The sequence below is a fragment of the Fusibacillus kribbianus genome (assembly GCF_030053595.1).
In the GTDB taxonomy this organism is placed as follows: Bacteria; Bacillota; Clostridia; order Lachnospirales; family Lachnospiraceae; genus Lientehia; species Lientehia kribbiana.
Genome location: NZ_JASGBQ010000017.1, coordinates 1 through 15015, shown reverse-complemented (window position 1 = coordinate 15015; position 15015 = coordinate 1). Strand labels below are relative to the sequence as shown.

Annotated in this window: 14 protein-coding genes and 1 tRNA gene; 9 read left to right on the top strand and 6 right to left on the bottom strand. The window is 45.8% G+C overall.

Annotation, left to right across the window (positions count from 1 at the left end; translation table 11 throughout):
• Window positions 1-11 precede the first annotated feature (11 nt).
• The 6 genes from mnmE to rpmH form a co-directional block, all read right to left on the bottom strand.
• A complete protein-coding gene (gene mnmE, locus QJ036_RS09435) occupies window positions 12-1403 on the bottom strand; it encodes a tRNA uridine-5-carboxymethylaminomethyl(34) synthesis GTPase MnmE (RefSeq protein ID WP_283231144.1) in 1392 nt (463 codons plus the stop codon).
• A gap of 103 nt (window positions 1404-1506) precedes the next feature.
• The gene (jag, locus tag QJ036_RS09430) at window positions 1507-2205 is read right to left on the bottom strand and encodes an RNA-binding cell elongation regulator Jag/EloR (RefSeq protein ID WP_283231143.1); all 699 of its coding nucleotides are present in this window, start codon (window positions 2203-2205) and stop codon (window positions 1507-1509) included.
• Between the two features lie 14 nt (window positions 2206-2219).
• Window positions 2220-3446, bottom strand: coding sequence for a YidC/Oxa1 family membrane protein insertase (locus QJ036_RS09425; RefSeq protein ID WP_283231142.1), 1227 nt, complete (start codon window positions 3444-3446; stop codon window positions 2220-2222).
• Between the two features lie 16 nt (window positions 3447-3462).
• Window positions 3463-3675 carry a membrane protein insertion efficiency factor YidD gene (yidD, locus tag QJ036_RS09420; protein WP_283231185.1) on the bottom strand — a complete coding sequence of 71 codons (213 nt, stop codon included), beginning with the start codon at window positions 3673-3675 and terminating at the stop codon, window positions 3463-3465.
• 16 nt (window positions 3676-3691) lie between these two features.
• A complete protein-coding gene (rnpA, locus tag QJ036_RS09415) occupies window positions 3692-4027 on the bottom strand; it encodes a ribonuclease P protein component (protein ID WP_283231141.1) in 336 nt (111 codons plus the stop codon).
• A 51-nt stretch (window positions 4028-4078) separates the two neighbouring features.
• Window positions 4079-4213 (bottom strand): 50S ribosomal protein L34, encoded by a 135-nt coding sequence (rpmH, locus tag QJ036_RS09410; RefSeq protein ID WP_283231140.1) that lies wholly within the window; start codon window positions 4211-4213, stop codon window positions 4079-4081.
• A gap of 386 nt (window positions 4214-4599) precedes the next feature.
• On the opposite strand from rpmH, the gene dnaA reads away from it, so the two are divergent.
• From dnaA to QJ036_RS09365, 9 genes are all read left to right on the top strand, one after another.
• Window positions 4600-5982 (top strand): chromosomal replication initiator protein DnaA, encoded by a 1383-nt coding sequence (gene dnaA / locus QJ036_RS09405; RefSeq protein WP_283231139.1) that lies wholly within the window; start codon window positions 4600-4602, stop codon window positions 5980-5982.
• Between the two features lie 251 nt (window positions 5983-6233).
• The gene (gene dnaN / locus QJ036_RS09400) at window positions 6234-7331 is read left to right on the top strand and encodes a DNA polymerase III subunit beta (RefSeq protein ID WP_283231138.1); all 1098 of its coding nucleotides are present in this window, start codon (window positions 6234-6236) and stop codon (window positions 7329-7331) included.
• A 9-nt stretch (window positions 7332-7340) separates the two neighbouring features.
• Window positions 7341-7550, top strand: a complete 210-nt coding sequence (locus QJ036_RS09395; protein WP_283231137.1) for an RNA-binding S4 domain-containing protein — start codon at window positions 7341-7343, stop codon at window positions 7548-7550.
• Window positions 7551-7560: 10 nt separating this feature from the next.
• The gene (recF, locus tag QJ036_RS09390; protein ID WP_283231136.1) at window positions 7561-8655 is read left to right on the top strand and encodes a DNA replication/repair protein RecF; all 1095 of its coding nucleotides are present in this window, start codon (window positions 7561-7563) and stop codon (window positions 8653-8655) included.
• An 11-nt stretch (window positions 8656-8666) separates the two neighbouring features.
• Window positions 8667-10586 (top strand): DNA topoisomerase (ATP-hydrolyzing) subunit B, encoded by a 1920-nt coding sequence (gene gyrB / locus QJ036_RS09385; protein ID WP_283231135.1) that lies wholly within the window; start codon window positions 8667-8669, stop codon window positions 10584-10586.
• Between the two features lie 20 nt (window positions 10587-10606).
• Complete coding sequence (gyrA, locus tag QJ036_RS09380; protein ID WP_283231134.1) at window positions 10607-13120, top strand: DNA gyrase subunit A; 2514 nt, start codon at window positions 10607-10609, stop codon at window positions 13118-13120.
• Between the two features lie 18 nt (window positions 13121-13138).
• Window positions 13139-13984: a fumarate hydratase gene (locus QJ036_RS09375; protein ID WP_283231133.1), complete on the top strand. Its 846-nt coding sequence runs from the start codon at window positions 13139-13141 to the stop codon at window positions 13982-13984.
• Between the two features lie 13 nt (window positions 13985-13997).
• Window positions 13998-14546 (top strand): Fe-S-containing hydro-lyase, encoded by a 549-nt coding sequence (locus QJ036_RS09370; RefSeq protein WP_283231132.1) that lies wholly within the window; start codon window positions 13998-14000, stop codon window positions 14544-14546.
• A 71-nt stretch (window positions 14547-14617) separates the two neighbouring features.
• Window positions 14618-14705, top strand: a tRNA-Ser gene (locus QJ036_RS09365).
• Window positions 14706-15015: the final 310 nt, after the last annotated feature.

Below are 15015 nucleotides of genomic sequence, written 5' to 3'. Positions count from 1 at the left end.
CGGGAAATTCTCTATTTTCCCATACAAAACTTGCTGAATATCTCGTTGATCAGGTCTTCTCCCACGGATTCACCGGTAATGGAACCGAGAGCTTCATAGGCGTCAGTCAGATCAATGGAATAAAAATCCTCCGGCATTCCTGCCTCAATGGAAGACAGGACCTGTCTGAGACTATCGGAAGCCTTCAAAAAAGCATTTTTCTGTCTGGCCCCGGTAATATAAACCTCGTCATTGAATGCAAGGGAACCGGAAAAAAACAGGCCGGAGATGGCATCGGAAAGCTCCGAAAGTCCAAACTCCCTTGTGGCAGAAAAGGATATCACCTGCTTCTTTGTCCTTTCTTCCAGATATGCTCCGTCAACAACGGGAGCAAGATCCGACTTATTCAAAAGGATGATTGCCTGCTTATCCTTTATCATGTCCATGATCGTTTCATCTTCCGCGGTAAGCGCCACCGAGGAATCTACCACATACAGAATCAAATCTGCATCCTCTGCGTGGTTCAAAGCCCGTTCCACCCCGATTTTTTCTACAATATCCTCTGTATTCCGAATACCTGCCGTATCCATCAGATTCAGACTGATCCCGTTCAGATTGAGATGCTCCTCCAGAGTATCCCTCGTCGTTCCGGCCACATCTGTCACAATTGCCCGCTCCTCACCGAGAAGAAGATTTAAAACCGAAGACTTTCCCGCATTGGGCTTTCCCAAAATAACCGTCTTGATTCCTTCTGAGAGAAGCCTTCCGTTATCCGCCGAAGCAGCCAATCCATCGATCTCATCCTTCACTTTTTTCACAACGTCAAAAAGATGATCCCCGTATCCGTCCAGAGAAATATGCTCAGGATCATCCAGAGCGGACTCAATATAAGCAATTTCATAGATGATCGTTTTTCTGAGAGCGCCGATTTTTTCAGAGACAGATCCCTTCAGCTGTTTTAAGGAGTTTTTTCTTGCATATTCATTTTTGGAATCGATCAGTTCCATGACTGCTTCCGCCTGGGAAAGATCCAGCCGCCCGTTTAAAAAAGCCCTCTTTGTAAATTCTCCTGCCTCAGCCGGCCTGGCTCCGTTTTTCAGGGCTGTCTCCAGCACCCTCTTCACTACCAGCACACCGCCGTGGCAGTCGATCTCCACAGTGTCCTCCGCTGTATAGCTGTGAGGCCCTTTCATATAAATGACAAGAACCTCATCGATCATGGTATCTCCGTCATAAATATGACCATAGGTGACTGTATGGCTTTCGATCTCCTTCACCTTCCGTTCCTTTTTTGCCGGACGGAACATGGCCGAAAGAACATCCAGAGCCTCATTTCCGCTTATCCGTACAATTCCGATACCGGAATTTGTCATGGCTGTGGAAACAGCAGCAATGGTCTCCGTGACTTGATTTGTTACACTCATACTTAAACTCCTGTTTTATATGACCTCAGAGAAATCTGTTTTGTATTCAGAAAAGGGGCTGACACAATCCCTTGCGCAACCCCTTTTATCATTTCCATTATTCCTATGCCCGATAATTCTGACGCTCTCTGGGAGCTCTCTTTTCATACCTGTCATAACGGTCTCTTCTGTTTTCCCTCTTGAGGGAAACGATCACATGACGGTAAGGCTCCTCTCCGTCGCTCCTGGTCACAACATATTTGTCATTCTGGAGAGCGGAATGAATGATTCTTCTTTCATAAGGATTCATCGGCTCCAGGGAAACAGGACGTTTTGTTCTCTTCACCTTCGCTGCAATGTTCTTCGCCAGGCTCTCAAGGGTTGCCTTTCTTCTTTCCCTGTAATTTTCCGTATCCAGCTTCACTCTCAGATATTCTTCCCGATCCTTATTTACGATCAGGCTTACCAGATACTGAAGGGAATCCAGAGTCTGTCCTCTTTTTCCAATGAGAACGCCCATATCATCGCCGCTCAGATCGATATTCAGACATCCCTCTTCCTCATCCATGACGCAGGAAACGGTAACTGTCATATTCATAGTTTCGAATACCTTAAGAAGAAATTCTTCTGCCACATCGCATACGGTCATGATCTTCCGGGCCTTGATCACAGCAGGCTTGCTGTTGAATATACCCAGAATTCCTGTGCTGCCTTTTTCAATCACTACATACTCCAGCTTGTCACTGGTCGTTTCCAGCTGAATCAAAGCCTTTGTTACCGCATCATCAACAGTCTTTGCCGATATTTCGATATAATCACTCATGACAGCAGCCTCCTTTATTTCTTTTTCCCCTTCTTCTCCTCATAGTCCTGTACCATACGGGCTCTGGAAGCGATGGTTCCCATATTTTCACTCTTTTGTTTGTAATACTCTGTGGAATTGGTCAGAGGCTTCTTTGCGCGCTCCTCCTCCAGCTCCTTCTTCCTTGCAGCTGCCTCTGCAGCCTTGTTGGCACTCTTGATCGTAGCGTTGGCATTGATGGGCGGAAGTCCCTTTTTCTCACGCTTTTTATTGCGCTTCTCAATGTTTTTCTTGATCATGTCATCCACATCAATCTTCTTCATATACTGGTTGATGCCGATCTGCATCAGCATACGTGCCGTACTGCTGGCCACCCAGTAAATACCGATACCGATGGGGAAGGTGATACAGAAGAACACGGACATGATCGGCATAATGGTATTCATGGACTTCATGGCGCCTGCACCTGGCATATCATCGCTCTGAGTCTGATTGTTTCCCATGGTCTTGACGCTGAGCCACTGGGTCAGACCGGCCAGAATGGGGATAATGAGAGCAATGGAGAACTTGAAGCCGGGCGCCTCAGTAAGATTCAGGCCTCCAAGGAAGGAATTGACCTTCAGAAACTCCTGAGAGCTCTGTGTGATCACATTTTCCAGTGCAGGGAAAATTCCCTTTAACTGTTCCCAGGCAGCCTCATTGAACTTACCAAACAGATCCACCAGCTTGTCTGCAACTGTATAATCGATCTTGTCAATGGGAAGCTTGTTGGCCTCAGCCAGCTCCGCGATCTTATTGATATAATCCGGCTGCTGCATCACAGGAGTGACCACATTCATCAGCATGTCCTTAATTCCGGTAATGTAAGCAGGGATCCGGTATATAACCTGATAGAGTGCAAACAGAATGGGAAGCTGGATAAAAGTAGTCATACAGCCGCCGGTAGGCGTTGCACCATACTTGTCATAAACGGCCTGCTGCTCAAGCTGAGCCTTCTGCACAGAAGCCTGATCCTTTTTGTCCTTATACTTCTTCTGGATCGCCATAAGCTCCGGCTGCATAATGGAATTGAGCTTCATAAATTTCTGCTGCTTAATGGTGAGCGGCAGCAGAAGGATATTAACAATAACAGTAAAGATAATAATACACCAGGCCACATTATGAACGCCGATCCTGTAAATCCCATCCATGATGTAACCCAGAAGTGTGGCAATGGGCCCTATAATAAATGTCGTGCTTTTTGTCAATAATAGAAAATCCAATGTTCTGACCTCCAAATCAGGGAACCGGGTCATACCCTCCCTTTGCAAAAGGATTGCATCTCAAGATTCTTTTTATTGCCAGAAATGAGCCCTTTAATGCTCCATATTTCTCCAGCGCCTCGATGGCATACTGAGAACATGTCGGAGTATACATGCAGCGGGTCCTTGTTTTCAGACCCGACAGATACTTCCGATAAAAACGTATCATTCCAATCAACAGCTTTTTCATCATGGCTTTCCCACACTCAAATAAGATGATGATTTTTTAAAAGGCTTAAAAGGGCTCCCTCTATTTCCTGGTATGTTTTTCCATTACTTTTTTCTCTGGCAATAATCACCAAATCAAAGCCTCTCGCTGCCTGTCCGCAGTTTAAACGATAGCTTTCCCGGATGAGACGTTTGAGCCTGTGTCTCACCACACTGTTTCCGACTTTTTTGCTGACGGAAATCCCTACTCTGTTTTCTTCTTCATCGTCTCTTTTTTTCACATACATGACAAGATACTGATTTGCAAGGGATTTCCCTGTTCGGTAAACGGACTGAAAGTCCCTGTTATTCGTAAGCGAATGAAATTTTTGCATACTATTACCTGTTTCATATGAAGAGAAAACAAAAGGCCACAAAGCTGCGGCCTACGCGGATAATTTCTTTCTTCCCTTTGCTCTTCTGGCGGCCAGCACCTTTCTTCCGCCTTTGCTGCTCATTCTTGCACGGAAGCCGTGAACCTTTGCATGGGATCTTTTCTTAGGCTGAAATGTCATTTTCATAATACGGACACCTCCTTTTTCTCAAATTTGCGTAAAATAAAACATCATTTCAATTATATGCAAGGATGAGTATTCCGTCAAGCTTATTTTTAAGAAAAAAGTTATACACAGCTTATACACATGCTTTCCACATAGTTATCAACAGTTTATCCACAAATTGTGGATTACTTGTGGATAACCATGTGGTTTTCTTGTTGATTTCCTGTTTATAACTATATAAAAAGCCCATTTTATCAGGGTTTTTACTGTGTATAAAAGTTATCCACAATATTCTCGTTGAAAATTTTCTCAATCTGTTATAGAATATAAGAGTATATGGATTATTTTGCGCTTTATTCCGAAGCGGGACTTATCCACAAATGATCTTTTGTTCAGGAGACAAAAAAATGCTTCAGAAAATACAGGAAAACTGGGAAAAAATTTTACAGCTGATGAGAGAAAACTATGATCTGGCTCCCGTTGTCTATGACACTTGGTTAAAACCCCTTCAGGTGGAATCTGTCGACGAGGACAATCATATCGTAAATATTGTCATAACAGACCCCAACATTGAATCCATAGGACTGAATTTCATTAAGAAGAAATATTCCTTCATCCTCAGCATTTCCATTGAGGAAGTGACGGGTTTCAAGTGTACGGTCAATTTCTACTCTAAAAATCAGGCCGAGAATCTGAATCCACAGACAGCTCCTGTTCAGGAAGCAGCGGATTCCTCCCTTCTCGGCATTATGCAGAGTGCAAACCTAAATCCGAAATACACCTTTGATACCTTTGTTGTTGGATCCAACAATAAAATGGCTCATGCAGCAGCCCTGGCTGTGGCCGAGTCCCCCGCCGAGATCTATAACCCTCTTTTTATTTACGGCGGTGTCGGCCTTGGAAAGACTCATCTGATGCATTCCATTGCCAATTTTATTTTGAAAAACGATCCGACAAAAAAGATCATGTATGTGACCTCGGAAAAGTTCACCAACGAGCTGATCGACGCCATCCGAAACAAAAACCAGGCAACCGCCACCCAGTTTCGTGAAAAATACAGAAATAATGATGTCCTCCTTGTGGACGATATCCAGTTTATAATAGGAAAGGAAAGTACCCAGGAGGAGATCTTCCATACCTTTAATACCCTTCACGAGGCGAAAAAACAGATCATTATTTCCAGCGACCGGCCTCCCAGAGATTTTAAGACCCTGGAGGACAGACTTGTTTCCCGGTTTGAATGGGGCCTCACCGTTGACATTCAGTCTCCCGACTACGAGACCAGAATGGCAATTCTCCGGAAGAAGGAGGATATGGAAGGCTACAACATCGACAATGAAGTCATCAAATACATTGCCACCAACATTAAATCCAATATCCGTGAACTGGAGGGAGCGCTCACCAAGGTTATTGCCCTCTCCAGGCTCGACAATAAAGAGATCAATATGGAACTGGCGGAGGAAGCCCTAAAGGATTTCTTCTCTCCTGACCAGAAAAAAGCCATTACTCCGGAATTTATCCTGAAGGTAGTGGCTGACCATTATAAATGTACACCCGAGGATATCATTTCCACCAGAAGAAATAAGGAAATCGTTCTTCCGAGACAGGTATCCATGTATCTGATCCGCTTTGTGGGAGGCCTTTCCCTCCAGGCAGTCGGTGCTTTTCTCGGCGGCAAGGACCACAGTACTGTTATGAGCGGTATCAGGAAGATCCAGAACCTTCTAGAAGTGGATGAGGGCATGCAGAATACCATCGAAATTTTAAAAAAGAAGCTGAATCCTTCTTAATTAATATGTGGAAAACCATGTGGATATCCTGTGGATGATTTGTGGATAAAAAAATTTTTCTTTCAGGCTGTGGAAAAAATAACCCTTATCCACAGAAAATCAAGAACCTGTCCACAAAGTTATCCATAGCTTAAACCCTTTGATTAAGGGCCTTCAAGCCACTTATCAACAAATCCACAACGCCTACTACTACTGCTACTGAATCATTTAATATATATCTGTATTTCTACGCGAAAGGAGTTATGCACAACATGAAACTCTCATTTGAAAAATCAACTCTTTTGAATGCCATAAACATCGTTATGAAGGCGGTTCCCTCCCGGACCACCATGCCGATTCTGGAATGTATCCTCGTTGACGCCTCCGATGAGGAGATCAAGCTGACAGCCAACGATATGGAGCTTGGAATCGAGACAAAAGTAAAAGGAAACATTCTGGAACAGGGGAAAATTGCCATTGATGCAAAGCTCTTTTCTGAAATCATCCGGAAGCTTCCTGACAGCGAGGTCTGGATCGAGACGGATGACAGTCTGAATGTGACCATTAACTGTGAAAAGTCCAATTTCAAAATTGCAGGAAAGCCGGGAGATGAATTTTCCTATCTCCCTTACATCGAGAGGAATCATTACATCAGTGTTTCCCAGTTTACTCTGAAAGAGATCATCCGGCAGACCATTTTTTCCATCGCTGCCAATGAAAACAACAAGCAGATGACCGGTGAGCTTTTCGAGGTAAAGAATGATTTCCTGCGGGTCATTTCCCTGGACGGACACCGTATTTCCATCCGGAAGGTACAGTTAAAGGATCATTACGAGGATGAGAAGGTGATCGTTCCCGGGAAAACCCTCAATGAAGTGAGCAAGATTCTGTCCGGAGATGCGGAGAAAGAGGTTCTGATCTATTTCACCAACAATCATATTCTTTTTGAATTTGATGATACCATTGTGGTTTCAAGACTCATTGAAGGTCAATACTTCAATGTGGATCAGATGCTTTCCAACGATTACGAGACAAAAATGTCTCTGAATAAGCAGGAATTTTTAAATGCCATTGAGCGTGCAGTCCTTCTGATCCGGGAAAGTGATAAAAAACCCATTATCCTAACCGTTACCGAAATGGGAATGGAGGTGGCGATCCGTTCTGCCATCGGTTCCCTGAAGGAGGATATCATGATCCGCAAGGAAGGCAAGGATATTACCATCGGTTTCAATCCCAGATTTCTGATCGACGCCCTCAGGGTAATCGACGATGAGACTGTGGATATCTATATGGTGAATTCCAAGGCTCCCTGCTTTATCAAGGACAGCGAGGGAAGCTATATTTATCTGATTCTTCCTGTCAATATTTAAGGAGAAGCTATGGAAACGATTGCGATAAGAGATGAATTTATCAAACTGGGACAGGCCATGAAGCTTGCGCGCCTGGTGGATTCCGGTGTGGAGGCCAAGCTTGTGATCCAGGACGGAAAAGTAAAGGTAAACGGAGAAATCTGCCTTCAGCGGGGCAAAAAGCTGTACGGCGGAGATATCTTTGAGTTTGAAGGAAAATTGATCAAAATAGAAAATTAATGGTGCAGGCATGTTTGTAAAATCCCTGGAGCTTAAAAATTACCGGAATTATGAAAAACTGCATATTGAATTTGATTCCGGAACAAATATCCTTTACGGGGACAATGCTCAGGGAAAAACAAATATCCTGGAATCGATTTATGTGTGCGCCACATCCAAATCTCATCGGGGAAGCAAGGACAGAGAAATCATTCATTTCAACGACGAAGAATCACACATTAAGCTTCTGGTGGATAAAAAAGGAGTTGAGACCCGCATTGACATGCACCTGAAAAAGAATAAGGCGAAGGGAATTGCCATCGGCGGGATACCGATCAGGAAAGCAAGCGAGCTTTTTGGTAATATTAATGTGGTCTTTTTTTCACCGGAGGATCTCAACATTATCAAAAACGGACCGGCTGAGAGACGGCGTTTTCTGGATATGGAGCTTTGTCAGCTGGATAAAGTTTATACGGCGCAGCTTGTGGGCTATAATAAGATACTGGCCCAGAGAAACCGGCTTTTAAAGGATCTTCCTTTCCGGCCGGAATACGAGGATACTCTTCCTGTGTGGGATATGCAGCTGGTGAAATACGGACAGGAGCTCATGAAGATCCGGAAGAAATTTCTTGAGGAGCTCAATGAACTGATCCGGGGAATCCACGAAAGGCTGACCGGCGGCCGGGAGAGGCTGGAAATATCCTATGAGCCGGACACGGATCCGGAGTTGTTTGAGACCGTGCTTTCTGAGGTCAAAGAAAAGGATATCAGAAATAAAGTTTCCACAAGAGGTCCCCACAGAGATGATATTATGTTTCTGGTCAATGGGATCGACATCCGGAAATATGGTTCCCAGGGACAGCAGAGAAGCGCTGCGCTGTCTCTGAAGCTATCGGAAATTGAAATGATCAGGAGAGAAATCAGGGATACGCCCATTTTGCTTCTTGACGATGTCCTTTCTGAGCTGGATGGCGGAAGACAGAATCATCTTCTGGAAAGTATTAAAAATATTCAGACCATCATAACCTGTACCGGTCTGGATGATTTTGTTAATAATCATTTTTCTATTAATCAGGTTTTCAAAGTGGTGAACGGCAGTATTGTGTGTGAAAAAGAAAAAATTTGAGGAGGAGACTTATGAGTTCCGAATTTGATTATGGCGCAGAACAAATCCAGGTGTTAAAAGGACTGGAAGCCGTAAGGAAAAGACCCGGTATGTATATCGGCAGCACTTCGGCCAGAGGCCTTCATCATCTGGTATACGAGATTGTGGACAATTCCGTCGACGAGGCACTGGCAGGCTTCTGCGACACGATCGAAGTGACGATTAATCAGGATAACTCTATTACTGTTGTAGATAACGGACGTGGAATGCCGGTAGATGAGCATCCGGAAATGAAAATCCCGGCCGTAGAGGTTATTTTTACCCAGCTGCATGCCGGCGGAAAATTCGGAGGCGGGGCCTATAAGGTATCCGGCGGACTTCACGGCGTAGGCGCCTCGGTGGTAAATGCTCTTTCCGACTGGCTGGAGGTTACCATTTACCGGGATGGAAATGTGTATAAGCAGAGATATGAAAAGGGTGATACGGTTTCTAAACTGGAGATCGTCGGAACCTGCAGAAAATCCAGACACGGTTCCACAGTCACCTTTAAGCCGGACGGCACGATCTTTGAGGAGACTGTTTATGATTATGATATCCTGAAACAGCGTCTCAGGGAGATGGCTTTTCTCACGAAAGGAATCAAGATTACTCTCGAAGATAAGAGAGAGGGCAAGGAACAGAAGCGGGAATTCCATTATACCGGAGGAATCAAGGAATTTGTCCAGTATCTCAATAAAAGCAAGGAGGCACTTTACCCTGGGATCATCTACTGTGAGGGAACTGTTGACGGTGTGGCTGTCGAGATTGCCATGCAGCACAATGATTCCTATACGGAAAGCTCCTACAGCTTTGTCAATAACATTAATACGCCGGAGGGCGGTACCCATGTGACCGGTTTTCGGAATGCCCTCACCAAGACCTTCAACGATTATGCAAGAAAGAACGGACTCTTAAAGGAGAAGGAGTCCAATCTGTCCGGTGAGGATATCCGTGAAGGAATGACAGCCATCATCAGTGTTAAGATCAGCGATCCTCAGTTTGAGGGACAGACAAAGCAGAAGCTTGGAAACAGCGAAGCAAAAAATGCAGTGGACAGCGTGGTAAGTGAGCAGCTCACCTATTTCCTGGAGCAGAATCCTGCTGTGGCCAAGGTGATCTGTGAGAAGTCCATTGTGGCTCAGAGAGCAAGAGCAGCAGCAAGAAAGGCAAGGGATCTGACAAGAAGAAAGACGGCCCTTGAGAGCGCAGCCCTTCCCGGCAAGCTGGCAGACTGCTCCGACAAGAATCCGGAAAACTGTGAGATCTACATCGTAGAGGGAGATTCCGCCGGCGGCTCCGCAAAGACGGCCAGGTCGAGGAATACTCAGGCGATTCTTCCACTTCGCGGAAAGATTCTCAATGTGGAAAAGGCACGTCTTGACAAGATCTATGCCAACGCGGAGATCAAGGCCATGATAACAGCCTTTGGTACCGGAATTCATGATGATTTTGATATTTCCAAGCTGAGGTATCATAAGATCATCCTTATGACTGATGCCGACGTGGACGGCGCCCATATCAATACACTGCTTCTGACCTTTATCTACCGGTTCATGCCGGAGCTTATCAAGCAGGGGTATGTGTATCTGGCGCAGCCGCCTCTTTACAAGATAGAGCGGAATAAAAAGGTTTGGTATGCCTATGATGACAATGAGTTGAACCAGATTTTAAAGGAGATCGGCCGCGACAACAGCAACAAGATCCAGCGGTACAAAGGTCTGGGTGAAATGGATCCGGAACAGCTCTGGGAGACGACCATGGATCCGGAGAGAAGAGTTCTCCTCAAGGTAACTATGGATGAGGAGACTTCCTCGGAGCTTGATCTCACCTTTACGACCCTGATGGGAGATAAGGTGGAACCCCGCCGGGAATTCATTGAGCTCAACGCAAAATACGGAGAGCTGGATATTTAGAATAAATGGAGGAAGAAACGATGGATAACACGATTTTCGATAAAATCCATGAGGTCGACCTGCAGAAGACCATGGAAAAATCTTATATCGATTATGCCATGAGTGTCATCGCGGCCCGTGCCCTGCCCGATGCAAGGGACGGACTGAAGCCGGTTCAGCGGCGTGTCCTCTATGCCATGATTGAGCTTAACAACGGTCCCGACAAGCCTCACAGAAAATGTGCCCGTATTGTCGGAGATACCATGGGAAAATATCATCCCCACGGTGACAGTTCCATTTACGGAGCTCTTGTCAATATGGCTCAGGAATGGTCCATGCGTTATACTCTGGTGGACGGCCATGGAAACTTCGGCTCCGTTGACGGCGACGGCGCAGCAGCCATGCGTTACACGGAGGCCCGTTTGAGCAAGATCTCCATGGAGATGCTGGCTGATATCAACAAGGATACGGTGGACTTTGTTCCCAACTTTGACGATACGGAAAAGGAGCCTTCGGTACTGCCTTCCAGATTTCCAAATCTTTTAGTCAACGGAACCTCCGGTATTGCCGTAGGTATGGCTACCAACATTCCGCCTCACAACCTTCGTGAGGTGATCGATGCGGTAGTAAAGATCATTGACAACAGGATCATGGAGGATCGGGATACCGATATCGATGAGATCCTTGATATTGTAAAGGGTCCCGATTTCCCGACCGGAGCACAGATTCTCGGAAAAACAGGAATTGAAGACGCTTATCGGACCGGCCGCGGAAAGATTCGTGTCCGTGCTGTTACAGATATTGAACCCATGGCAAACGGAAAGCACCGCATTGTTGTGACGGAGCTTCCCTATATGGTCAACAAGGCAAGGCTGATCGAAAAAATTGCCGAGCTTGTCCGAGATAAAAAAATTGACGGCATTACCGATCTTCGGGATGAGTCCGACAGAAGCGGTATGCGCATCTGCATCGAGCTTCGCCGTGATGTAAACCCGACGATTATTTTAAATCAGCTGTTTAAGCATACCCAGCTGCAGGACAGCTTCGGTGTGATCATGCTGGCTCTTGTAAACAATGAGCCGAAGGTCATGAATCTTCTGGAGATGCTGAAGGTTTACCTTCTCCATCAGGAGGAGGTCGTTACCAGAAGAACAAAATACGATCTGAATAAGGCGGAGGAGCGGGCTCATATCCTGGAAGGTCTGCTCATCGCCCTGGACAACATCGATGAAGTGATCCGCATCATCCGGGCTTCCAAAAATACGCAGGATGCAAAACAGAATCTGATGGAGAGATTCGGTCTTTCCGACGCTCAGGCTCAGGCCATCGTAGATATGCGTCTGCGTGCTCTGACCGGCTTGGAGCGGGAGAAGATCGAGAATGAATATAAAGAGCTTCAGATCCGCATTGCAGAGCTGAAGGCAATCCTGGCTGATGAGAAGAAGCTCCTTGCCGTGATCCGGGAAGAGATTCTCATTATTTCCGCAAAATACGGAGATGACAGAAGAACCACCATCGGCTTTGACGAAAGCGATATGTCCATGGAGGATCTGATCGCTGATGAGAATACCATTATTGCCATGACAAATCTCGGTTACATCAAGAGAATGTCCGAGAATAATTTCAAGGCTCAGCACAGAGGCGGAAAGGGAATCAAGGGAATGCAGACCATTGAGGAGGATTACATTGAAGATCTTCTCATGACCAGCACCCACCATTACCTGATGTTCTTTACCAACAAAGGAAAGGTCTACCGGCTCAAGGCCTACGAGATTCCGGAAGCCGGACGGACGGCCAGAGGAACAGCAATCGTAAACCTTTTGCAGCTTCTGCCCGGTGAAAAGGTAACGGCCATCATTCCCATCCGCACATATGAGCCCGGCCGGTATCTGTTTATGGCCACCAAAAACGGCATGGTGAAGAAGACTGCCATCACTGAATATGAAAATATCAGAAAATCCGGCCTTCAGGCGATCAACCTGCGGGAGGATGACGAGCTGATCGAGGTAAAATCTACCAACGATCAGAAGGATATTATCCTTGTCACCAAGGAAGGACAGTGTATCCGGTTCCATGAAAAGGATGTAAGACCCACCGGCCGCGCTTCCATGGGTGTGATCGGCATGAAGCTTTCCAAAAATGATGAGGTTGTGGGCATGCAGATGGATACTCAGGGAGAGGCGCTTCTCATTGTGTCGGAAAACGGCATGGGCAAGAGAACGCTTCTGGAAGAGTTTACCCCTCAGCTTCGCGGCGGCAAAGGCGTGAAGTGCTACAAGATCAACAATAAGACAGGTGCAATCGTAGGCGCCAAGGTGGTTAAGCCCGATCAGGAGATCATGATCATTACCACAGAGGGAATCATTATCCGTATCAATGTGGAGGATATTTCCATCCTCGGACGAATCACCTCCGGTGTGAAGCTGATCAACATTGACGATAAGGATATTTCCGTGGCAAGCATAGCGAAGGTTCGGGAAAATCCCAATAACGCCGACGAAGAGAAAAAAGAAGAAAACGAACAGCTGACTCTGGAGCTGCCGGAAGGGAATTAAAGAAGGAGCAATTTCTTTATGAATATCATTCATTCAGATGAAATCGTAAATGCCGTAAAGGAAATGTGTATCGAGGCGAATCTTCACCTTTCTGCCGATATGCAGGAAGTTTTTGCAGCTTCTCTGGAAAGGGAGGAGGCTCCCCTTGGAAAACAGATTCTGAATCAGCTTAAGGAAAATCTTGCCATTGCCGGTGAAGAGCAGATCCCCATCTGCCAGGATACCGGCATGGCAGTCGTGTTCCTGAAAATAGGACAGGATGTGCATATCCAGGGGGATTTTGTGGAAAACGCGGTCAATGAAGGCGTTCGCCGTGGATATGTGGAAGGTTTTTTACGGAAATCGGTGGTGGGAGACCCGCTGATCCGTGAAAATACGAAGGATAATACTCCCGCAGTCATCCATTATGAGATGGTGCCCGGCGATAAGATTGAGATCACAGTGGCTCCGAAAGGATTCGGCAGCGAAAATATGAGCCGTGTCTTCATGCTGAAACCGGCTGACGGTATCGAAGGTGTGAAGGAAGCAGTGCTGACGGCAGTGAAGGATGCTGGTCCCAATGCCTGTCCTCCCATGATCGTGGGGGTTGGAATCGGCGGAACCTTTGAAAAATGTGCATTTCTGGCAAAGAAAGCCCTTACAAGAAATGCGCTCACCCATTCCAACATCTCTTATGTGAAGGAAATGGAGGAGGAGCTCCTGGAAAAGATCAACAGTCTGGGAATCGGTCCCGGCGGTCTTGGAGGAAGAGTAACTGCCTTTGCGGTAAATATTGAAACTTATGCGACTCATATCGCGGGACTTCCGGTGGCTGTCAATATCTGCTGCCATGTGAACCGTCATGTGACGAGAGTCATCGGATAAAGGGGGCAGACTTATGAATCAGCATATTACCGTTCCTTTTTCGGGGGATGAAGCAAAAAAATTAAAGGCCGGAGATTATGTCTATATTTCCGGAACCATTTATACGGCCAGGGATGCAGCTCATAAAAGAATGTACGAAGCTGTGAAAAAGGGGAAGGAGCTTCCCCTTTCCGTGGCAGATAATGTAATCTATTATATGGGGCCTTCTCCCGCAAGAGAAGGCCAGGTGATCGGTTCCGCAGGTCCCACCACGGCCAGCCGTATGGATAAATATGCACCGACACTTCTTGATATGGGACTTAAGGGAATGATCGGAAAGGGAAAGCGTTCCCAGGCAGTCATTGATGCCATTGTGAGAAACGGGGCGGTTTATTTTGCAGCAGTGGGAGGAGCAGGAGCGCTTCTCTCCAAATGTATCACTTCGGCAGAGGTGCTGGCTTATGATGATCTGGGAACAGAAGCCATCCGCAGACTGACGGTAAAAGATTTTCCTGCCATTGTAGTCATCGACAGCGAAGGTCATAATTTGTATGAAACCGCGATAAAAGATTATAAAAAGTGATTGACAATGGAAAAGTGATTTAGTATAATTACCTATGCGTCATGTGGCGTAACATATGGAAAGTAAAGTTCGGAGAAATACTCAAGAGGCCGAAGAGGCGCCCCTGCTAAGGGTGTAGGTCGGGCAACCGGCGCGAGGGTTCAAATCCCTCTTTCTCCGCTCCTTTTTCCATCATCATGTGTCGTTATTTTTTTGCAGTTTTTTAAAAAACATATTGACAAAAAAGAATGCACATGATATAGTAAAGTTCCACCGCGAAAAACGGTGAAAAAAATCTTCAAAAAGTTGTTGACAAAATGTGATGACTGTGCTAAGATATAGAAGTTGTCGCTAATGCAACAAAAACGAACCTTGATAACTGAACAGTATATTCCAACCCCTGAAAATTCTAAAAAAGAAGTTTCAGAGAACAGATGCGAAAGCATCACCTTTAAGTAAAGTAAACGGGATAAAAGGAAAAGCTAGAGCT

Excerpts from the sequence above, each read along its gene's own strand:
- mnmE (WP_283231144.1), bottom strand. The coding sequence starts at position 1,403 with ATGAGTGTAACAAATCAAGTCACGGAGACCATTGCTGCTGTTTCCACA.
- jag (WP_283231143.1), bottom strand. The coding sequence starts at position 2,205 with ATGAGTGATTATATCGAAATATCGGCAAAGACTGTTGATGATGCGGTA.
- yidD (WP_283231185.1), bottom strand. The coding sequence starts at position 3,675 with ATGAAAAAGCTGTTGATTGGAATGATACGTTTTTATCGGAAGTATCTG.
- rnpA (WP_283231141.1), bottom strand. The coding sequence starts at position 4,027 with ATGCAAAAATTTCATTCGCTTACGAATAACAGGGACTTTCAGTCCGTT.
- rpmH (WP_283231140.1), bottom strand. The coding sequence starts at position 4,213 with ATGAAAATGACATTTCAGCCTAAGAAAAGATCCCATGCAAAGGTTCAC.
- dnaA (WP_283231139.1), top strand. The coding sequence starts at position 4,600 with ATGCTTCAGAAAATACAGGAAAACTGGGAAAAAATTTTACAGCTGATG.
- dnaN (WP_283231138.1), top strand. The coding sequence starts at position 6,234 with ATGAAACTCTCATTTGAAAAATCAACTCTTTTGAATGCCATAAACATC.
- QJ036_RS09395 (WP_283231137.1), top strand. The coding sequence starts at position 7,341 with ATGGAAACGATTGCGATAAGAGATGAATTTATCAAACTGGGACAGGCC.
- recF (WP_283231136.1), top strand. The coding sequence starts at position 7,561 with ATGTTTGTAAAATCCCTGGAGCTTAAAAATTACCGGAATTATGAAAAA.
- gyrB (WP_283231135.1), top strand. The coding sequence starts at position 8,667 with ATGAGTTCCGAATTTGATTATGGCGCAGAACAAATCCAGGTGTTAAAA.
- gyrA (WP_283231134.1), top strand. The coding sequence starts at position 10,607 with ATGGATAACACGATTTTCGATAAAATCCATGAGGTCGACCTGCAGAAG.
- QJ036_RS09375 (WP_283231133.1), top strand. The coding sequence starts at position 13,139 with ATGAATATCATTCATTCAGATGAAATCGTAAATGCCGTAAAGGAAATG.
- QJ036_RS09370 (WP_283231132.1), top strand. The coding sequence starts at position 13,998 with ATGAATCAGCATATTACCGTTCCTTTTTCGGGGGATGAAGCAAAAAAA.